Origin of the sequence: Saccharopolyspora terrae, from assembly GCF_004348435.1 — a bacterium.
Classification (GTDB): domain Bacteria; phylum Actinomycetota; class Actinomycetes; order Mycobacteriales; family Pseudonocardiaceae; genus Saccharopolyspora; species Saccharopolyspora endophytica.
The window spans coordinates 1-19,575 of record NZ_SMKS01000041.1 but is presented as its reverse complement, the minus strand read 5'-3'; the positions used below and the strand labels follow the sequence as shown (position 1 = coordinate 19,575).

Here is a 19,575-nt window from a genome sequence, read left to right as displayed (position 1 = left end):
AGAAATGTCGTGCGGAGTGGAGGAGGTGGGGGCTCCCGGCGAGTGCCGGAGAAGTCGTCCCACACCAGGTGTCGGCGCGAGAGGCGGCAGCGTTAACGCCTTCGTCACAACTTTCTGGTGTGATGCGGAACATTCTGGCGGCGACCGGATTTCGGGTTCACCGGAGTCGAATCCCGCTCGCTCTAGGTGATGGATCAGTGACCCTGCGGCGTCGTGCCGTCGGGGGTGGGATCGGCGTTCTCGGCCTCGCCACGTCGCCGTGACCGGTATTGTCGCAGGGCGTGGTAGCCGATCCTGCCGATCTCCCGAAAGTGACCCGCGCGCTGGCCAAAGCCGGACTGGATGACGTCCCGGTGCTGACCGAGCGGCTGATGTCCGCGATCTTCACCGACAACCCCGAGTGGACCGACTACCGGCCGGTGCCCAAGGAAGACCTGTGGGAGGGCTGTCGGCAGTACCTGGAGCGGATCCTGCAGATCCTCAGCGGCGAGGTCGACATCTCCGATCGGGACGACGACGTCGCCGCCGCCATCGGTCGCCGTCGCGCCGAGCAGGGCGTGCCGCTGGAGGTCATGCTGCGGACCTTCCGGCTGGGCGGGCGCGTGGTGTGGGAGGCGCTGGTCGACCAGGCGCACCGCGACGGCGCCGACCCGGACTCGGTGCTGGGCGTGGCCACGTCGATCTGGCGGGTCATCGACGGCCTGTCCTCGACGCTGTCGACCTTCTACCGCAACACCGAGCTGGAGCGGCTGCGCCGCGACGACCAGCGCAGGCACGCCCTGGTGGAGGACCTGCTGGCCGGCCGCGCCCGCGACGTCGCCTTCGCCCAGCGCACGGCCAAGGAGCTCGACCTGCCCACCGGCGGGGCGTACCTGGTGGTGGTCGCCGAGATGACCGACGACGGCGGTTTCGCGCTGCGCGGGCATTCCGAGGCGCTGGCCGCGCTGCACTTCCGCTCGGTCTGGCAGGTCCGCGCGGACTCCCTCGTCGGCCTGGTCGCCCTGGAGCAGCACCCCGCGGCGCTAGCGCTCGACGCGCTGCGACCGCTGGCCCGCGCCCGGGTCGCGGTCTCGCCGAAGGTGCAGGGCCTCGCCGAGATCGGCCTCGCCCACCAGCTGGCCCTGACCACGCTGGGCACCTCGGCCCACGGCACCGCCGAACTGGTCACCCTGGAGGAGCGCTTCCCCGAAGCCCTGCTGGTGCAGTCACCGGACCTGGCGCACCGCCTGCTGGAGACCCAGCTCGGCCCGGTCCTGGAACTGCCGCCCAAGGAGCGCGACATGCTCCTGGACACCCTCACCGCCTGGCTGGAGGAGAACTGCTCCACCGCCAACGCGGCCGTCCGCCTGCACTGCCACCGCAACACGGTCCTCAACCGACTCCACCGCATCACCACCCTCATCGGCCAACCCCTCCACGGCCGCACCGCCTACGTCTCCCTCTCCCTCGCCCTGTCCACCCTCAACCTCCGCGACAACCAGCAGAGCTGATGTCCGGCCGACGATGGATTTGATAAAAGCTTCACCGATGACTCGGCGGTTCTGGTAACTACGGACGTCGAACGCCGCAGACGAACGGGGGGACATGGATCCGCATCGCTATCTGGAGGACTTCGAGAAGAAGGCCGAGCAGCTCCAGCGGCAGTTGGAGGCCTCGCAAGAGGCCATGCAAAATGCCCGAGGTCAGGCGACTAGCCCCGACGGAAGCGTCGAGGTGGCAGCCGGCATCGGTGGCGCGATCGAGGAGCTGCGGCTCACTCCGAAGGCGATGCAGCTCGGACATGACGCTCTCGGGCGCTTGATCATCGATACGATTCGCACCGCCCAGGCCAAAGCCGCTCAGGCAGCCCAGGAGAGCATGCGTCCGATGCTCGGGGATGGGGAAGCCATGAACTTCTTGAGCGAGCAGGTCGAATCCGGAATCGCGAAGGCCGACGCAGCCGGGACGCCTCAGGATCAATCCCGGCGTTCAGCGACGCCGAGCATCGAGCTGGACGAGTACGACGAGTTCGACGACTGGAACCCTCGTGGAGGCCGTCGATGAGCGGGATGAAGGCAGACCCGAACGCGGTTCACAAGCACGGCCAGCAGCTGACTGGCGAGATCACCGAGGCCCTGCAGAAGGCGCACGACGCCGCGACCGAGGTGAAGGTCGAAGAGGAGTCCATGGGCGTGCTTTGCGCTCCGTGGGCACAGCTCTTCGACGAGGAAATCGCAGCGGCCCGGCAAATGCTGCAGCAACTGCCCAAGGCAGTGGACGCCTCCGGCAACCGAGTTCTGGACTCGGCGAAGGAGATGCGCGAACGCGATGAGTACGGCAAGGGCCAGGTCGAGGGAGCCGTGCGATGAACGATTTGGTGGCGAAGCCACAAGATGACGGGAAGATGTTCACCGGTGCCGGGCCTCTCGACACGATGGAGGACATCGGCGCCAACCTCAACAACCCTGCGGAGACCATCAAGAAGGACACCAACGGCGACGGCGTCGACGAGGAGCTGCGCAAGGAGATCGAGCCCGTTCAGCTGGGCATCGACGTTGCCTCGCTGGGGCTTGATGCGGCGGGTGCCGTGGTCGACCCGCTGGGCACTCTGGCGTCGTCGGCCGTCGGGTGGATCATCGAGAACGTCGGGTTCATCCGCGAGCCGTTCGACGACCTCGCCGGTGATCCGCCGGCGATCGAAGCGGCTTCGAACACGTTCAAGAACATCTCCGACCACTTGAAGGAGGTCGGAGCCCAGTACGAGGCAGCGCTGCGAGACGTCGACTCATGGCAAGAGCAGTCAGGTGAGGCGTACCGGGGCGAGGCGAAGACACTTGCCGGGCACGTCACCAACGCGAGCGCCGGGGCTGCGACCGCGGCGAGCAAGATCAAGACGGCGGGCGTGTGCGTCGCGGCGACGCGGGCGTTAATCCGCGACCTGATCGCGGAGCTCGCCGGGACGTTGTTGACCTGGGGCTTGCCCGCGATGGCCGCGTCCGTCCCAACCGCAGGCGCTTCGGTGGCGGCCTTCATCACCCGAGCGGGGATCAAGGTCGTCGAGATCGCGGGCAAGATCGCTCAGCACCTCAAGACCCTCTTCCGCGCGCTCGACGAGCTTGGTGGGGTCGCGCGCGGTGCCACCGATGCGCTGCGCCGCCGCGCTGACGAACTCGCGCAGAGCGCGGCCAACCGCGCTGGGGACAATCCCCTGGACAGTGCCCTCAAGCGCAGGGAAGAAGGTCTCGCGGACCAGATGAACCGTCGCGCCGACAAGCAGGAGGCGCGGGATCAGAAGCTCGACGACTTCACGCAGCGGCGTAACGACCAAGCCGATCAGCTGAGGCAGAAGGCCGACCAGTTCGATCAGAAGGCGAGGGAGAACTGGGAGCGGGACCGCCAGGACATCGCTGAGGGGCGAGACGCTTCCGGGCTCGGCTACGACCGGCTGACCGCTCGGGCCGACGCGCCGTCCAGCGGACCGCTGTCGGGGACCGCTGTCGGACGCGCGGCTGAGGCGGTCGACAACGCGGCGGGCAAGGGGATGACCGACGGCCAGAACTGGATCCGAGCAGCCCGCTCCGGCGATATCGGACACCTCGCACCTGGTGTCGGAGATGCCGTTCCGGCCATCAAGGAAGGCGCGAAGGAAGCGAACAAGGGCTACCTCCAGGATGACGAGGAGAAGGCCCAGACCGAACGTGATCGGACCATGCGCGGGCAGATCTTTCCGCATGACGAGGATGGGCAGTGAGCAAGTCGGAAGAGCGGAAACGGGCGCCTGTTCGGATCGTGGGCGGTGTGGTGTTGTTGCTGGCCGCGCTGTTGCACTACGGGTACTTCCTGGCTGATCGCGATCAGGGCGGTCCTGTCGAGGCGCAGGGGGAGGTGCTGGCCTGCTCGCCGGAGTGGGTCTACCTCGGGCTTCTGTCGAGCTGTGAGGTCCGGACTCCGGACGGGGTGCTGTCGGTGTCGGCCGCCCGGGTGGACGAGGCGGTGCCGGGGCAGCGGGTTGATCTGTCCTATTCGGACGCCAGGGGTTCGGTGCACGACGGGTGGCGCGTCGCGCAGCCCGCGCCGAACTACGGGCTGGCCGTTCCGGCCGAGGTGCTGCTCGTCGGGCTCAGCGCGTGGTCGTTGTACCGAGGTGTTCGACCGGGTCGAGGTCGGGGCGAGCTGGATGGCTTCGAACGCTACCTGGTCGGGTTCAGCCTGGGGATGGCCGTCGTCTTCGGCTACGGGGCCTTCCTGCTGCACGGTTGGTTCGTCAGCGGTTCGCAGCTGGAGGTCGAGCCGACCGGCACGGCGGTCGCGCGAAGCTGCGAGCGGGACGTGTCGATGCTGGGGACGACCTGGCAGTGCGCCGCGGAGGTCACGATCAACGAGACCGGTCAGCGGATTCGGCACACGTTCGGCGGTTCGCAGCTGAGTCCCGCCGACGTCGGCAAGCCGGTGCCCGTCGGCTTCGACGACCCCGGTAACGCCGCTGGGCCGACGGTGCCCTGGGCGACCATCGGTACCTGGCCGGGTTCGGCCGGATATGGCTTCGCCGTCGTCGGCATAGTCCTGCTCTGCGTGCTCAGCGCCGGATGCGCCCTCGGCGCCTGGCAGACCTGGCGGAAGACCCCGGACGAATCGAACGAGGCGCGGGCGGACTCCACGCCGGCCACCTGACGGGCTGAGAGGAAGGGGTCGTGGGCTGTTCGGGTTGGAGCTGCCCACGACCCCGGGGGCTCGTCCGGGTCAGCTGGTCGGTCGGCGGGCTTCTACTTCGATCTCGATCTTCATGCGGGGGTCGATGAGGTCGCAGATGAGGATGGTTCCGGCTGGGCGGGTTTCGCCGAAGTAGCGGCGGAGGAGCCGGTCGTGCCGGCCACGTGGACGCGGTCGCCGTCGATCACGGCGCGCGCGAACCCGATCTGATCTTCGAAGGTCGAGCCGCTGGAGATCGTGCGTCGCTCCGTCACGCGCCCCAGGTTACGACGCGGCAATTGTGCAGTGGGCATAGTTGGAAAATTTTGGGTTCTTTTCGCAGGTAGCGGGCGTAACCGCAGGTGCTGGGGTTTTGTGCCTGCCGGCGTTCCGTTTGTGACGGGGATCGCGGCTGCCTTCTGTAACCGCGGTGCCACGTGTTGTGCCCGTCACGGCATGGACTGTGCGATGTGCACAGTTGGTCGTCCTAAAGTCTGGGCGGCTGGGCATAGCGCGGAAGTGGTCGTGCTCACGACACTCTGGGTGAGGATGGCCCGCTCACGAAGACGGGTCGTCGGTAACCGGCGCGTGCGTTCAAAGGAGCACAGCGAAGTGCAGGAGTTCGACCTTCTGGTGGTGGGCGGCGGCCCCGGTGGCTACGTCGCCGCGATCCGGGCCGCGCAGCGCGGCCTCTCGGTGGCCGTGGTGGAGAAGGAGCGGACCGGGGGTGTGTGCCTGAACTGGGGCTGCATCCCGACCAAGGCCATGCTGCGGTCCGCCGAGGTCTACGAAACCGTGCTGCACGCCGCCGATTTCGGCGTCAACGTCGAAGGCGTCAGCGTCGACTACGACGCGATCACCCGTCGCAAGGCCAGCGTCGTCAAGGGCCTGACCGACGGCGTCGCGGGCCTGCTCAAGGGCAACGGCGTCACCGTCATCAACGGCCACGCCCGCTTCACCGGCCCGACCACCGCGGACGTCTACGCCACCGGTGAGTCCCCGCTGGGCGCCGACGGCCCCCGCTACGCCGCCGAGCCGACCGGCGCGAAGCCGATCGACCAGGTCAAGGCCACCGACGTCATCATCGCCACCGGCTCGGTCCCCGTGCAGCTGCCGCTGCCCGGTGCGGACCTGCCCGGCGTGATCACCTCCGACGGCGCGTTCGGCCTCACCGAGGTCCCCAACCGCATCGCCATCATCGGCGGCAGCGCGGTCGGCGCCGAGTGGGCGACGCTGTTCTCCACCCTGGGCAGCGAGGTCAGCATCATCGAGATGCAGAAGACCCTCGTCCCGGCCGAGGACGCCGAGGTCGGCAAGGCGCTGGGCCGCTCCTTCACCAAGCGCGGCATCAAGGTCCTCACCGAGGCCACCGTCTCCCGCGTCGACCAGGCTGACGGCGCTCTCAAGGTCACCGTGGACGGCGCCAAGCCGCAGCAGATCGACGCCGACATCGTCCTGGTGGGCGTGGGCCGCAAGCCCAACACCGCCAGCCTCGACCTCGACAAGACCGGGATCGCCACCAGCGAGCGCGGTTTCATCACCGTCGACGACAAGCTGCGCACCAACGTCGAGCACGTCTACGCCATCGGCGACGTGACCGGCAAGGCGCTGCTCGCGCACGTCGCCTCGCACCAGGGCGTCGTCGCCGCCGAGACCATCGCCGGGCACCACGCCGCGATCGACTACAACGTCATCCCGGCCGCCACCTTCACCCACCCCGAGGTCGCCTCCGTCGGTCTGACCGAGGCGCAGGCCAAGGACGCCGGGCACGACGTCATCGCCGCGAAGTTCCCCTTCGCCGCGCTCGGCCGCGCGCAGAGCTACGGCGACACCGAGGGCTTCATGAAGATCGTCGCCGGCAAGAAGTACGGCGAGGTCCTGGGCGTGCACATCATCGGCCACGCCGCCAGCGACCTGATCACCGAAGGCGCGCTGGCCATGGCTCTGGAGGCCACCCTCGACGAGCTGGCCGAGACCATCCACGCGCACCCGACGCTCGGCGAGGTCGGCATGGAGGCCGCGATGAACGCCCTCGGCCTGCCGGTCCACGTAGCACCGCCCAAGAAGCGCTAGAGGCAAGAGAAAAGGGGATCCGCGATGGCACAGACCGCCACCCGCAGCAAGCCGTCCACGCGCACCGGCGCGACCAAGGCGCGGCGCTCCACCTCGGCGCGGGCCGCTGAGCGTGGCCGCTTCACGGGGGAGTCGCCCGAGCTGCTGCGCGACTACTTCTACGAGATGACCCTGATCCGCCGCTTCGAGGAGCGCGCCGCGCAGGGCTACACGCAGGCCAAGATCGGCGGCTACTGCCACCTCAACCTCGGTGAGGAGGCCTCGGTCGTCGGCCTGATGCGCTCGCTGCGCAAGACCGACCTGCTGTTCACCAACTACCGCGAGCACGGCTACGCCATCGCCAAGGGCATCGAGCCCGGCCGCGTCATGGCCGAGCTCTACGGCCGCACCACCGGCACCTCCAAGGGCTGGGGCGGCTCGATGCACATGTTCGACGTCGAAGCCGGTCTGCTCGGCGGGTACGGCATCGTCGGCGGTCAGATCCCGCTGGCCACCGGTGCCGCGCTGGCCATCGACTACCGCTCCGGTGACCAGGTCGTCATGTGCCAGATGGGCGACGGCACCACCAACATCGGCGCCTTCCACGAGGCGCTGAACATCGCCGCGCTGTGGAACCTGCCGGTCATCTTCGTGGTGATCAACAACCAGCTCGGCATGGGCACCACCGTGGAGAAGTCCTCGGCGGAGTCGGAGCTGTACAAGCGGGCTTCGGCCTACCGGATGCACGGCGAGCGGGTGGACGGCAACGACGTCCTCGCGGTCCGCGACGCGGCTTCCCGATTGGTCGAGCAGGCCCGCGAGACCGGCCGTCCGGCGCTGCTGGAGCTGGTCAGCGAGCGGCTCAAGGGCCACTCCGTGGTCGACCCGGGCAAGTACCGCGACGAGGAGTCGATGGAGAAGGCCAAGCAGGCCGACCCCGTCGCCAACTTCCGCGCGGAGCTGATCAACGCCGGTGTCCTCGACGAGGACGCCGCGGTCGAGCTCGAGACCAAGGCGCAGGCCGAGGCGGACGCCGCCGTGGCCTTCGCCGACGACAGCCCGCACCCCGACGTCGAGACGCTGTTCGACTACACCTACGCCACGCCGGTCGCCAACGACTCGCGACGGCTGCCCGCCGACCCGCTGTTCGTGCACAACTGACGGGTCGAATCCTCAAGTCCCCTTGCGGTTTTTGCGACACCCCGCCACACGTATCGCAACCCGGTGACCGGGGTTTCTCGACGCCAAACGGGAAACCCCGGTCCTCGGGCCGCTCTTGACCGCTGTCCAGGAGAAATCCCTTGGCCCTCATGACCTATCGCCAAGCGCTGCACGACACCCTCCAGGAGGAGATGCGGCGCGACGAGGACGTGCTCCTCATCGGCGAAGAGATCGGAGTCTTCGAAGGCTCCTACAAGATCACCGCCGGCCTGCTCAAGGAGTTCGGCGAGAAGCGCGTGCGCGACACCCCGATCGCCGAAGAGGGCTTCGTCGGTGCGGCCGTCGGCGCCGCGATGCTGGGCCTGCGCCCGGTGGTCGAGCTGATGACGATCAACTTCTCGCTGGTCGCCCTCGACCAGATCGTCAACCACGCCGCCAAGATCTACGGCATGTTCGGCGGCCAGACCAGCGTCCCGATGGTGCTGCGCACCCCCGGCGGCGGCGGTCAGCAGCTGGGCGCCACCCACTCGCAGAACATCGAGCTGTACTACGCGTTCGTGCCGGGCCTGAAGGTCGTCGCGCCGAGCACGCCCGCCGACGCCAAGGCGCTGCTGCTGGCCTCGATCCGGGACGACGACCCGGTGCTGTTCCTGGAGAACCTCGCGCTCTACAACACCAAGGGCGAGGTCCCGGACGTGGTGGAGCCCGCCGAGATCGGCAAGGCGAAGGTGACCCGCGAAGGCACCGACATCACGATCATCGGCTACTCGCGGATGGCCGTGGTCGCGCAGCAGGTCGCCGAGAAGCTGCACGACGAGCAGGGCATCAACGCCGAGGTCATCGACCTGCGCAGCCTGCGCCCGCTGGACCGCGACACCGTGGTGCAGTCCGTGCGCAAGACCGGCTGCGCCGTGGTCGCCGAGGACGACTGGCTGACCTACGGCATCGGCGCGGAGATCGCGGCCTCGATCTCCGACGGTGCCTTCGACTACCTCGACGCCCCGGTGCGGCGGGTCGCGGCGGCCGAGGTGCCGCTGCCCTACGCCAAGCCGCTGGAACGTGCCGCCCTGCCGTCCGCGGAGTCGCTGACCACCGCCGTTCACCAGACCCTGGACGCGGTGGGCCGCCGCCGCTGAGTCCCGTGCTCACCCGAGGAAGACGATGACTGACATTCAGATGCCGAGGCTCTCCGACACCATGGAGGAGGGCGTGATCGCGAACTGGCACAAGCAGGTCGGTGACAAGGTCGCGCGCGGCGAAGTGGTGGCCGAGATCGAGACCGACAAGGCCCTCATGGAGCTGGAGGCCTACGACGACGGGGTGCTGGAGAAGATCCTGGTCGAGGCCGGAACGACCGTTCCGATCGGTGAGCCGATCGCGGTCCTCGGCGACGGTTCCGGTTCCGCCGCCGAGGCGGCTCCGGCGCCCGCCGCACCCGCTCCGGCCGCAGCCGAACCGGCAGCCGAGGAAGCGCCCGCGGCTCCGGCCCCGGCCGCTGCTCCGGGGGGGACCGCGGCCCCGGCGGAGTCCGGGAGCAAGCCGAAGGCCTCGCCGCTGGCCAAGGCCGTCGCCAAGGAGAAGGGCGTCGACCTGGGCACCGTGCAGGGCACCGGCCCCGGTGGCCGCATCATCCGCGCCGACATCGAGGCCGCGGCCTCGGCGGCTCCGGCCGAGCCCACCCCGGCTCCGGCCGCGCAGGCCAGCGCTCCGGCCGTCGTCAACGACGACGTCGAGGAGATCCCGCTGTCCAACATCCGGAAGGTGACCGCCAAGCGCCTGACGGAGAGCAAGCAGAACGCGCCGCACTTCTACCTGACCAGCGCCATCGACGTCACCGAACTGCTGGAGTTCCGGGCGAGCCTCAACGAGCGCCTGCAGTCGGCCGGTGGCCCGAAGATCAGCGTCAACGACCTGATCGTCAAGGCCGTGGCGACCTCACTGCGCGCCAACCCGGCGGTCAACGTCTCCTTCGCGGGCGACAAGATGCTGCAGCACAAGCGCATCAACCTCGGCGTCGCGGTGGCGATCGAGGGCGGTCTCGTGGTGCCGGTGGTCAAGGACGCGGACCGCAAGAGCGTCTCGGAGATCGCCACCGAGAGCCGCGAGCTGGCAGGCCGGGCGCGCGAGGGCAAGCTGAAGCTCGACGAGATGTCCGGTGGCACCTTCTCCATCTCCAACCTGGGCATGTTCGGCATCGAGCAGTTCAGCGCGGTGATCAACCCGCCGGAGGCGGCGATCCTGGCGGTCGGTGCGGCCCGCGACGAGGTCCAGGTCCGCGACGGCGAGTTCGTGGCGCGCAAGATCCTGCGCGTGACGCTCTCGGCGGACCACCGCGCCGTCGACGGCGCGGTGGGTGCCGCGTTCCTGCAGCAGTTCACCTCGCTGCTGGAGGACCCGATCCGCATCATCGCCTGATCACTTCTGGCGCAACCGAAACGGCCGTTGCCGACCTCCGGGGTCGGCAACGGCCGTTTTCGCATTCCGAAATAGCATGCGGTGCAAGTGGAAATACCCATTCCGCGCCCGAATAACAATCGTCCGCGAAATGGGGATACCGCCGATCGGGTTGCGTTGCTGGCCATTCATCGCCACCGCCTCGGCTGATTCAGTGATCTACCTATCGTTTTCGCGGAAATGGCCCTGGAGAACATCACCCGCTTGGAAGACTCCCGCCCCGGATTCCGGCCGAACGCTCGGCCGATGCACAACAGGGGAGGACAGGTCCGCGAAGTGCTGGAAATCAGGGGGAAGCGCCTGGGGGCGTTGATCGCCGCGACCGCGGCGGTAACGGTGTCCTGCGGCCAGCAAGCGCCGCAGGCGCAGCAACCACCGGCGACGGTGACGGTGACCCAGCCGGCGCCGGAGGGGAGCGAGACGAGCAGCTCGGGGGAGGCCTCGGAGCAAGGCAGTTCATCGGAGACGAAGGTCAGTCATCCGGAGGAAATTCCGACGCAGAAGCCCTGTCAGACGTCGCAGCTCCGAGCCCGGTTCTACCCGGACACGCTCGTCGGGTTGCACGACGATCCCACGCAGCCCGTCGGAGGATCACGAACGAAGCTGCGGCTGGCGAACGTCGGGGCCAAGGCGTGCACGGTTCACGGCGACGCGAGGATCGAGTTCCTCGACGGAGCCGGCGCCGTGATGCCTGCGACGTTCGTGGACAAGGCGGGGACGCCGCCTGCCGAATGGATGAGCATCGGCACCCGTGAGGGCGTGGCCCAGGAACTGTACTGGATCTACCAGACAGGTGATTGCGTTGACGACCCGGCGAAGGTGCGCATCTACCCGCCGGACAACACCGAGCCGATCACGCTGGACTGGAACTTCGGCACGGTCTGCGGCGACCGCCGTGTCGAACGAACCCACCTCTACTCGGATTGATCGGTCCCTGAACTCCCGCAGACGTACAGGTTCAGGAACACAAGGGGAGAAAAATGGCCAACTGGCGACTTGCGGGCAGTTTGGAGACACTGCTCGCCCAGTTCGACGCGGCGTTCCCACAGCGGAACAAAGCTAGCGACGGCACCATCGGTGATGCCTCGCACCAATCTCGGGACAGCGACCACAATCCGTGGGTCGGGCCGGGAATCGTGACAGCGGTGGACATCACGCACGATCCTCAGAACGGCGTCGACATCAACCGAATCACCGACGAACTCGCGGCCAGTCGTGACCCGCGGATCAAGTACGTGATCGCCAACGGCCTGATCATGGACAGCCGACCGGGGCAAAGTCCGTGGCAGTGGACCAAGTACAGCGGGAGCAACCCGCACACGAAGCACTTCCACATCTCGGTGATGAATTCGCCGGCGTGCGACGACCGTCGACCTTGGACGTTGCCGATTCTCGGTGGCGCGCCGCCGACTCCACCGCCGCCTCCGCAGGGACAGCCTCCGCAGGGGCAGCAGCCCGTTCCGCCGCCTCCGCCTGGCCCCGCGCCGCTTCCTCCTGCACCGCCCGGTCCGCCCCCGCGAATGGGTAAGCCGGGACCTCCCGACCCCGAGGTCATGCGAACCGTTTACCTGGTCGCTAAGGAGATGCAGGTCCCCTACAAGCTCCTGCTCGCCGCCTTTGAGACCGGGTTGGTCGAATCCCGGATGTCGAACATCGATGGTGCGCGTGACCATGACTCGCTGGGTGTGTTCCAGCAGCGCCCGTCGCAGGATTGGGGCGCACCGGAGCAGGTCTTGAACGTCAACTACGCGGCGCACAAGTTCCTGGAAGCGGCGATCAAGGAAGAGCGAGAGGACTCGAATCGCACGGCCGGGCAGATCGCTGCCGCCGTGCAGAGGCCCGCGAAGCAGTACCGGGACCGCTACGACCAGCACGAGGCTGAGGCGCGACGGCTGATCCAGGACACCGAGCGGGCGTTGAACGTGGCGCCGCCGCCCGGACCGAATCCGCCCCCGCAGCCCGGTCAGCCGCCGGTGCCGCCGCAGCCGCCGAACCAGGGGCAGCCGCCGGTGCCGCCGCCTTCTCCTGGGCCGCCGCAGCCTGGCCAGCCGCCGCAGGGTCGGCCGCAGCAGCAGCCTCCGGCGCCTGCTCCAGCTCCGCCTCCGCCGCCGCAGCCGGTGGTGCCGACCGTGTTCGGGTCCGGGATCCTGCCCGGTCCCGACGGTGCGCTGTCGGCGTTCGCGACGTCGACGTCCGGTGAGGTCGTCACCGCCTGGCAGGTCTCGCCCGGTGGCGACTGGGTCGGGTGGCTGGGCATCGGTGGCGAGCCCGACGGGCGTCCGGTCGTGGTGCGCGAACCTTCGGGCGGGATGGTCGTCTTCGTGCGCGACCGCCACGGTGAGGTGATCACGTCGTCGTGCCCGCAGCAGGGTGCGAAGTGGAGTCCGTGGATCGGTCTGCGCGGTCAGATCGAGGACGACCCGGTGGCGGTGCTGCGGCCGGACGGCGCGCTCGCGCTGTTCGCGGTCGGCAAGGACGGCAAGCTGCACAGCGCCGCGCAGGCCGGTCGGGGTGGGCACTGGACCGACTGGGACGACCACGGCGGCGACCTCATCGGCCGTCCGGCCATCGCGCTCGGGGCGAACGGCGCCGTGTCGGTGTTCGCCCGCAACTCGAAGCGCGAGGTCGTGATGTCCACGCAGGGCACCGCGGGCGCGGGCTGGTCGGAGTGGAAGGGCCTCGGCGGCAGCATGGCCGGCGACCCCGTGGTGGTGACCCTCGCCGACGGCGTGGTCGTGCTGCTCGCGGTCGGCGACGACCAGCAGCTGTACAGCATGGAACGGCCCGGCGAGGGCGGGAACTGGTCCGACCTGGGCGGCGACTTCGTCGGCACCCCGGCGATCGGGCTCAACCCCAACGGCCGCTTGGAGGTGTTCGTCCGCGACACCGCGGGCGCGATCCACACCGCCGAGCAGCAGTCAGCCCACGGCGGCTGGTCGGCGTGGACGGACCTGGGCGGCGAGCTCGAAGGCGACCCGGTCGCCATCAGCCGCCCGGACGGTGCCTGCACGCTCTTCGCGATCGGCCGGGACGGTGACATGGTCACCGCCCACCAGCCCGACCCGGACTCCCCGTGGGAACCCTGGAAGGACCTGGTCGACTCCCTCAAGGCGTAGTCCCGAGAGTTCGAATTTCGCGCGAAATGTGAAAGCCAAGCTCCCGACCTGTGCGGACACGCCCGAGTTCAGGGGGATTCGAATTTCGCGCGAAATTCGAACGCCGAAGTTCGGCCTCGAATTTCGCGCGAAATTCGAATCCCGGCCGCCGGTCAGGAGAGGGCTTCGAGGAGCTTGGGGGTGAGGTGGTCGAGGGCGTAGGGGATGCTGGAGACCGTTGCCGAACCCAGGGCCATGGTGAGGTCGTAGTCGTCGAGCAGGACCAGGGAACCCCGCTTGGCGGCCGGGAGGTTGTTCAGCAGCGGGTCCTTGCGGACCGCTTCGACGTCGGTGGCCTTGGCGGTGGTGACGATGACGACGTCCGCGTCGAGCAGCGAGACCTGCTCCTTGCTGACCTTGACGTTGAACTTGCCGCCGCTGTCCATGCCCTCGATCGCCGGGGACAGGCGCAGCCCGAGCTGCTCCAGCAGCGCGGTGCGGGCGTCCTGCTTGGTGTAGGCGGCGTAGGTGCCCGCCGCGTCGGTGCGGACCACGACGTGGGTCTTGCCCTCGAAAACGGGGTTGGCCTTGCGGGTTTCGTCGATGCGGGCCTGGGTCTTGCCGAGGAGGTCGGCGACCTCTGCCTGCTTGCCCAGGGCCTGGCCGATGGCCTCGGCCTGCACCCGCCAGTCGATGCCGTAGTCGATGGAGTTCGGCGGCTGCGCCACGACCGGAGCGAAGCTGCTCAGCCGGTTGTACTGCTCCTGCGTCAGCGCGCTCTGCAGCGCGATGGTCACCTCGGGGGCCAGGGCGATGACGCCTTCGACGTCGACCTCGCTGCCGAAGACCTTCGGGCGTTGCCCGCCCAGCATGGGCTCCACCCACGGCCCGACGCCGCTCTCCCACGGTCCCCACTTGGTCAGGCCGGCCGGGATCACGCCCAGCGGCAGCAGCACGTCGTGGTCGGTGATGCCCAGGGTGACCACGCGCTGCGGTGCCGCCGGGATGTCGGCCGCGCCGTAGCGGTTGGGGATGCGTACCGGGAATCCGGGGCCGGAGGGCGCGTTCCCGCTCGGGGTCGAGCCGCCGCTGCCGCACGCGGCCAGGCCCGCCGCAACGAGTCCGGTCGCGCCCATCAGGAAGCCTCGACGGCCGATCACGCTGGGGGGAGGAGTCATCACCGAGTCCTTGTTCGTTCGTTTCCGGGCTCACCGCCCGAAGCAGCAGTTCAAGCTAGGCTAACCTAACTCAGGTGTCGATCGGTCTGCGGTCGATCGGTGAATCTGCTCACCGGGCACGCAGTACGGTGGTCCGAGATCGCCGATCACGGGAGTTGTCGAATGAGTTCGTTCGCCGCCGGAGTCCGCGCGCTGGGATCCGGAACGGGCATCATCCTGCGCAGCCCGAAACTGCTGCTGCTCGGCGCGATCCCCGCCCTGATCAGCGCGTTGCTGCTGCTGGGGAGCCTGGGCACGCTGATCTACTTCAGCGGTGACCTGACCAGCTGGATGACCCCGTTCGCCGACGGCTGGGCCGACTTCGCCCGCAAGGGAGTGCGCGTCCTGCTCGGCGCCGCGCTGGTCGGCGCGGCGGCGGTGCTGGGATCGATCTCGTTCATCGCGCTCACCCTGCTCATCGGCGGACCGTTCTACGAGCACATCGCCGAGCAGGCGGAGAAGCAGCTCGGGCTGGACACCTCCGACGACGGAGCCGGATTCGCCCGGCAGCTCGGCCGGGGAGTGCGGGACTCGCTCAAGCTCGTGGTCGTCGCGCTGATCGGGGCCGTGGTGCTGCTGGTGATCGGGTTCGTCCCCGTCGCCGGGCAGATCGCGGGCGTGGTGCTGGGCTCGCTGTTCGGCGCGTGGGTGATCAGCCTGGAGATGGTGGGCCTGGTGTTCCAGCGGCGCGGCTTCGCCTTCGGCGAGCGCCACCGGAGCCTGCGCGAGCACAAGGCGATGACGCTCGGCTTCGGCCTGCCCGCCTACCTGCTGTGCTTGGTGCCGGTGCTGCAGCTGCTGGTCATCCCGGCCGCGGTGGTCGGCGGAACCCTCCTGGCCCACCGCGTTCTCGACGCGCGTCCGGGTGTCATCACGCAGAAATGACATCCGGCGCGGGACCGGCCCAGCGGAGCGGAACCGGTCCCGCGCCGGTCAGCCCGCGTCGGAGAGCAGTTGCGGGGCAGGGGACGGGTGGGCGACGAAGTGCGCCGTCTCCTCGTGGTTGGTGGAGCGGACCAGCGGCACGTACTCGAAGTCGTCCCGCTGACCGCGCACCGTCACGAACCCGTGCAGCTCGCGGCGATCGGAAAAGTCGGTGTTGGGCAGCAGCAGCAACGGGTAGGCGGCGATCCGGGAGACGTGCTTGGCCAGCTCGTCGTAGCCCTCCAGGAAGGATTCCGGCGTCTCGCCCGGCACGCCCCAGATCAGCTCGGCGTAGCAGTCCAGGCCCTCGACGGCCAGCCACTCCGCCAGCTCCCGCCACTGGTTGATCTTCATGTTGCGCCGGTTCATCAGGTCCAGCACCGAGTCGTTGAGCGTCTGCAGCGCCAGCGTGAACGAGCTGCCCAGCCCCACCTCGCGCATCCGCCGCACGATGTCGCGGAACACCTTGGACTTGTTCTTCGCCCACGAGGTCTCCAGCGCTCGCGGGTAGCCGTAGCGCTCGCGGACCTCGATGAAGTCCTCGATGAACTCCGCGTCCTGGCGCAGCATCCCGAAGTTGGCGTCGCACAGGACCACGGTGTGCGCCTTGGCCTTGGCCAGCACCTCCAGCTCGGCGCGCAACCGCTCCCGGGGGAACGACCGCACCTTCTGCCCCACCGCGCCGCCCCAGAAGCAGAACGAGCAGTGGTACGGGCAGCCGCGGTTGGTCTCCATCAGCGCGACGTCGTAGCGGAAGTCGCCGCGCTCGTCGGTCAGCGGCAGCACGCCGGTGAGGATCGGGGACGGGATCGCGTCCATGTCGTCCAGCCGCGGCTGCTCCTCGGTGGTGGTGATCGAGCCGTCCGCCTCGCGGTAGGAGATGCCGCGCACGTCGGCGAACGAACCGCCGTCGAGCACCGCGTTGATCAGCTCGACGAAGGTCACCTCGCCCTCGCCGTTGACCACCACGTCCACGTCGACGTCGCGCGGCAGCACCCGTTCGGCCTGGTTGGCCACGTGGTTGCCGCCGAAGACCACCACGGCTTGCGGGTTCACCTGCTTGATCGTCTCGGCCACCGCGGCGAACTGGCGCACGTTCCAGCCAGGCACCGAGAAGCCGATCACGTCCGGGACCCCGTCGCGGAGCACGTCGACGGCCATCTCCAGCGGGGTCATCGAGCCGGAGGCGTTGAAGATCCGCACGTCGCACCGGTCGCCGAGCTGCTCGCGGGTGACCGCCGCGAGGTAGCCGGCGGCCAGCGGCATCGATTCCTTGGCCATGTGCCAGACGCCCTGCTGCACCAGCTCGACCTTGATCATCTTTTTCTTTCAGGTGCACCCGCGCCAACGATCGATTGCCTGAATGCGCGTGATGAGCGAGCGCTGGGTTGTGTCGAACTGGGGGAAACTCGGTGTTCCGGGAATTCAACTGGTGTGATCCCTAGACATTCGATTCCCGGTGGTTGTTTCTGGAATCAATTTCTTCGTCGCTCGGATTCCCTGCCCGGCCGGCGGTGGGAGTTCGGGTGCGGCCGCTCAGCGCTCCCAGAGCGCCACACCGGTGGGCTCAGGGTGGTGTCGAGGCTCATCCGGCGGCTTAGAGTCTGTGCTGTGACACAGCCGGTTCAGCCTGATGAGTCCTACCTGCGCGCGGTCGCCGCGGCCACCGAGAAGGCCGTGGCCTCGGCCGAGCCGCTGCGGTCCGCGCACGCCGGTGCCGATGAGGCGCTGCTCGCCGAGGTCGAGCGGTGGGTCACCGAGCACGGCGGCGACCTGCTCGGGCTGAGCCACGAGCTGCACGCGGATCCGGAGGAGGCCTACGCCGAGCACCGGTCGGTCGCGCGGGCCGCCGAGCTGCTGCGGAACTTCGGCCACGACGTCGAGGTCGGCGTCGGCGGGCTGGACACCGCGCTGCGCACCGGCGTCGGCTCGGACGGGCCGCACGTGGCGGTGCTCGCCGAGTACGACGCGCTGCCCGGCATCGGTCACGGATGCGGGCACAACATCATCTGCTCGGCCGGTGTCGGCGGATTCCTCGCCGCGGCCACCGCCGCGGGGCGAACCGGCGGCCGGGTCAGCCTGTTCGGCACGCCCGCCGAAGAGGGTGGCGGGGGCAAGGAGCACCTGGCCAGGGCCGGTGTCTTCGACGACGTCGACGCCGTGGTGATGCTGCACCCGTTCTCGCACGACATCGCCACCCACCCGTTCCTCGGGCGCAGGCAGGTCGAGGTCGTCTTCCACGGCGTGGCCGCGCACGCCTCCGCGCAGCCGTTCATGGGCCGCAACGCGCTGGACGCGGTGGTGGCCACCTACCAGGGCGTGGCGGCGATGCGTCAGCACATGCCCTCCACCGATCGCATCCACGGCGTGATCACCGACGGGGGCAAGCGCCCCAACGTCGTTCCCGACCGGGCCGCTGCGCTGTTCTACGTGCGCTCCGCCGAGCCGGGCTCGCTGCAGGACCTGGCGCAGCGGGTGGAGTCGATCGCGCACGGCGCCGCGGCGATGACCGGCTGCGGGGTCGAGCTGAACTGGGACCACAACCCCGCCTACCTGCCGATCCGGCACAACGACGCGCTCGCCGCCCGATGGGCGCAGCACCAGGCCAGGCGCGGTCGCACCTCGCTGCCGCGCGGCATCGTCCCGGACTACCTGACCGGTTCCACCGACCTGGGCAACCTCAGCTTCCGGATGCCCGCCATCCACCCGATGATCGGCCTGGGTGATGCGAACCTGTCGCTGCACACCGAGGGGTTCGCCGCCGCAGCCGGTTCCGCTGCCGGCGACGCGGCGGTGATCGACGGCGCCATCGGTCTCGCGCTGACCACAGTGGACTACCTCACCGACGGTGCGCTGCGGGACGCGGTGCGTGACGAGTTCGACGCCGCCGGTGGACCGCTGGACGTGCCGAACTACTTCAGCTGACCCGTTAGGGTTCCGCCGTGGACGAATTAGTGCGGAACGCGACGGCGCGCCTCCTCGATTCCGGGAACGTCGCCGCGCTCATCGCCGGGGTGATCGCACTCGCCCTGGTGCTCAACCGCGGGACCTGGCTGCCGCTGCGCAACGTGGTGACCATCGCCCACGAGGGCGGGCACGCGGTGGTCGCGCTGCTCAGCGGCCGCAAGCTCAACGGCATCCGGCTGCACTCCGACACCTCCGGGCTGACCGTCTCGACGGGTCGCGCGCACGGGCCGGGCATGGTGTTCACCCTGCTCGCGGGCTACCCGGCGGTGTCGCTGCTGGGGCTGGGCGGCGCGTGGCTGGTCACCTCCGACCGGGCGCGGTGGATGCTGTGGGGCTGCATCGCGCTGCTGGTGCTGGTGCTGCTGGCCGTGCGCAACGCCTACGGCGTGCTGTCGGTGGTGGTCACCGGTGGCGCGCTCGGAGCGGTGTCGTGGCTGGCGAGCCCGCCGTGGCAGGCGCTGTGCGCGGCGCTGCTGTGCTGGTTCCTGCTCATCGGCGGACTGCGGCCGCTCAACGAACTGGGGCGCAAGCGCCGGCGCGGGCGAGCCGGGGACTCCGACGCCGACCAGCTGGCGCGGCTCACCGGCATCGGCGGCGGAGCTTGGATGTTCCTGTGGTTCCTCATCGGACTGGCATCGCTGCTGGTCGGAGGGTTCTGGCTGCTGCTGATGCCGCAGGTGTAGGAGCTGTTGCGGGTCGTTTTGCGTGGCGGTGCGGGTAGCGGAAACCCCCGAAGGGGAAAGCGCAGCGCCTCCGTGGACTCCGTCGCCGCTTCTGATGTGTTCCGCCTTACCCATGGGGTGGACGCGTCCCGGCGTACTCGCCACGAAACCGCTGAAGAACCCGCGGCGGTGCCAGCGCCTTGGGTGGTGAGAGAGGATGCGGCTTCGCCGCATCCTTCGAACCGCGTCTAGGAGCTGTTTAGGAACCGATCTTGGTGAGGCTGCGGAGCCAGATGTCGATGGTGGCGACGTGCACGGTGGCTTCGTAGCGGAGGGCGAGTTTGTCGTACCGGCAGGCCACGGCACGGTGGTGTT

General features: G+C 69.1%; 16 protein-coding genes. 14 read left to right on the top strand and 2 right to left on the bottom strand.

Annotated features, from left to right (window positions below; genetic code table 11):
- Positions 1-281 precede the first annotated feature (281 nt).
- From E1181_RS20950 to E1181_RS31535, 11 genes are all read left to right on the top strand, one after another.
- Positions 282-1,490 carry a PucR family transcriptional regulator gene (locus E1181_RS20950; protein ID WP_132677348.1) on the top strand — a complete coding sequence of 403 codons (1,209 nt, stop codon included), beginning with the start codon at positions 282-284 and terminating at the stop codon, positions 1,488-1,490.
- A gap of 94 nt (positions 1,491-1,584) precedes the next feature.
- On the top strand, positions 1,585-2,043 hold the full coding sequence (locus tag E1181_RS20945) for a YbaB/EbfC family nucleoid-associated protein (RefSeq protein ID WP_132677347.1): 459 nt from the start codon (positions 1,585-1,587) through the stop codon (positions 2,041-2,043).
- Positions 2,040-2,348, top strand: coding sequence for a hypothetical protein (locus tag E1181_RS20940; protein WP_132677346.1), 309 nt, complete (start codon positions 2,040-2,042; stop codon positions 2,346-2,348). Before E1181_RS20945 ends, E1181_RS20940 begins: the two co-directional genes overlap by 4 nt.
- On the top strand, positions 2,345-3,730 hold the full coding sequence (locus E1181_RS20935; RefSeq protein ID WP_132677345.1) for a hypothetical protein: 1,386 nt from the start codon (positions 2,345-2,347) through the stop codon (positions 3,728-3,730). The genes E1181_RS20940 and E1181_RS20935 overlap by 4 nt, the downstream gene beginning before the upstream one ends.
- Positions 3,727-4,650, top strand: a complete 924-nt coding sequence (locus tag E1181_RS20930) for a DUF6346 domain-containing protein (protein WP_132677344.1) — start codon at positions 3,727-3,729, stop codon at positions 4,648-4,650. The genes E1181_RS20935 and E1181_RS20930 overlap by 4 nt, the downstream gene beginning before the upstream one ends.
- A gap of 630 nt (positions 4,651-5,280) precedes the next feature.
- Positions 5,281-6,741 (top strand): dihydrolipoyl dehydrogenase, encoded by a 1,461-nt coding sequence (gene lpdA, locus E1181_RS20920; RefSeq protein WP_132677343.1) that lies wholly within the window; start codon positions 5,281-5,283, stop codon positions 6,739-6,741.
- 24 nt (positions 6,742-6,765) lie between these two features.
- Positions 6,766-7,881 carry a pyruvate dehydrogenase (acetyl-transferring) E1 component subunit alpha gene (pdhA, locus tag E1181_RS20915; protein ID WP_132677342.1) on the top strand — a complete coding sequence of 372 codons (1,116 nt, stop codon included), beginning with the start codon at positions 6,766-6,768 and terminating at the stop codon, positions 7,879-7,881.
- A 149-nt stretch (positions 7,882-8,030) separates the two neighbouring features.
- The gene (locus E1181_RS20910) at positions 8,031-9,017 is read left to right on the top strand and encodes an alpha-ketoacid dehydrogenase subunit beta (protein WP_408010311.1); all 987 of its coding nucleotides are present in this window, start codon (positions 8,031-8,033) and stop codon (positions 9,015-9,017) included.
- Between the two features lie 25 nt (positions 9,018-9,042).
- A complete protein-coding gene (locus E1181_RS20905) occupies positions 9,043-10,296 on the top strand; it encodes a pyruvate dehydrogenase complex dihydrolipoamide acetyltransferase (RefSeq protein WP_235876920.1) in 1,254 nt (417 codons plus the stop codon).
- A 219-nt stretch (positions 10,297-10,515) separates the two neighbouring features.
- Positions 10,516-11,262, top strand: coding sequence for a DUF4232 domain-containing protein (locus E1181_RS20900; RefSeq protein WP_132677340.1), 747 nt, complete (start codon positions 10,516-10,518; stop codon positions 11,260-11,262).
- Positions 11,263-11,888: 626 nt separating this feature from the next.
- The gene (locus tag E1181_RS31535) at positions 11,889-13,451 is read left to right on the top strand and encodes a hypothetical protein (protein WP_165944698.1); all 1,563 of its coding nucleotides are present in this window, start codon (positions 11,889-11,891) and stop codon (positions 13,449-13,451) included.
- A 152-nt stretch (positions 13,452-13,603) separates the two neighbouring features.
- On the opposite strand, the gene E1181_RS20885 is transcribed toward E1181_RS31535, so the two are convergent.
- A complete protein-coding gene (locus tag E1181_RS20885; RefSeq protein WP_132677338.1) occupies positions 13,604-14,608 on the bottom strand; it encodes an iron-siderophore ABC transporter substrate-binding protein in 1,005 nt (334 codons plus the stop codon).
- Between the two features lie 162 nt (positions 14,609-14,770).
- Here E1181_RS20885 and E1181_RS20880 point away from each other — a divergent pair, with 162 nt between their 5' ends.
- Entirely contained in the window at positions 14,771-15,532 is a 762-nt protein-coding gene (locus E1181_RS20880) for an EI24 domain-containing protein (protein WP_132677337.1), read from the top strand.
- 48 nt (positions 15,533-15,580) lie between these two features.
- On the opposite strand, the gene E1181_RS20875 is transcribed toward E1181_RS20880, so the two are convergent.
- The gene (locus E1181_RS20875; RefSeq protein WP_235876919.1) at positions 15,581-16,891 is read right to left on the bottom strand and encodes a KedN5 family methylcobalamin-dependent radical SAM C-methyltransferase; all 1,311 of its coding nucleotides are present in this window, start codon (positions 16,889-16,891) and stop codon (positions 15,581-15,583) included.
- Positions 16,892-17,182: 291 nt separating this feature from the next.
- Here E1181_RS20875 and E1181_RS20870 point away from each other — a divergent pair, with 291 nt between their 5' ends.
- A complete protein-coding gene (locus E1181_RS20870; protein ID WP_132677335.1) occupies positions 17,183-18,496 on the top strand; it encodes an amidohydrolase in 1,314 nt (437 codons plus the stop codon).
- Between the two features lie 17 nt (positions 18,497-18,513).
- On the top strand, positions 18,514-19,221 hold the full coding sequence (locus E1181_RS20865; RefSeq protein WP_132677333.1) for a M50 family metallopeptidase: 708 nt from the start codon (positions 18,514-18,516) through the stop codon (positions 19,219-19,221).
- Positions 19,222-19,575 lie beyond the last annotated feature (354 nt).

What these genes read in the sequence shown, in the direction of transcription:
- E1181_RS20910 (WP_408010311.1), top strand. Translation starts at nt 8,031, where the DNA reads ATGACCTATCGCCAAGCGCTGCACGACACCCTCCAGGAGGAGATGCGG.
- pdhA (WP_132677342.1), top strand. Translation starts at nt 6,766, where the DNA reads ATGGCACAGACCGCCACCCGCAGCAAGCCGTCCACGCGCACCGGCGCG.
- E1181_RS20885 (WP_132677338.1), bottom strand. Translation starts at nt 14,608, where the DNA reads ATGACTCCTCCCCCCAGCGTGATCGGCCGTCGAGGCTTCCTGATGGGC.
- E1181_RS31535 (WP_165944698.1), top strand. Translation starts at nt 11,889, where the DNA reads ATGCGAACCGTTTACCTGGTCGCTAAGGAGATGCAGGTCCCCTACAAG.
- E1181_RS20935 (WP_132677345.1), top strand. Translation starts at nt 2,345, where the DNA reads ATGAACGATTTGGTGGCGAAGCCACAAGATGACGGGAAGATGTTCACC.
- E1181_RS20945 (WP_132677347.1), top strand. Translation starts at nt 1,585, where the DNA reads ATGGATCCGCATCGCTATCTGGAGGACTTCGAGAAGAAGGCCGAGCAG.
- E1181_RS20900 (WP_132677340.1), top strand. Translation starts at nt 10,516, where the DNA reads ATGGCCCTGGAGAACATCACCCGCTTGGAAGACTCCCGCCCCGGATTC.
- E1181_RS20875 (WP_235876919.1), bottom strand. Translation starts at nt 16,891, where the DNA reads ATGATCAAGGTCGAGCTGGTGCAGCAGGGCGTCTGGCACATGGCCAAG.
- E1181_RS20940 (WP_132677346.1), top strand. Translation starts at nt 2,040, where the DNA reads ATGAGCGGGATGAAGGCAGACCCGAACGCGGTTCACAAGCACGGCCAG.
- E1181_RS20880 (WP_132677337.1), top strand. Translation starts at nt 14,771, where the DNA reads ATGAGTTCGTTCGCCGCCGGAGTCCGCGCGCTGGGATCCGGAACGGGC.
- E1181_RS20905 (WP_235876920.1), top strand. Translation starts at nt 9,043, where the DNA reads ATGACTGACATTCAGATGCCGAGGCTCTCCGACACCATGGAGGAGGGC.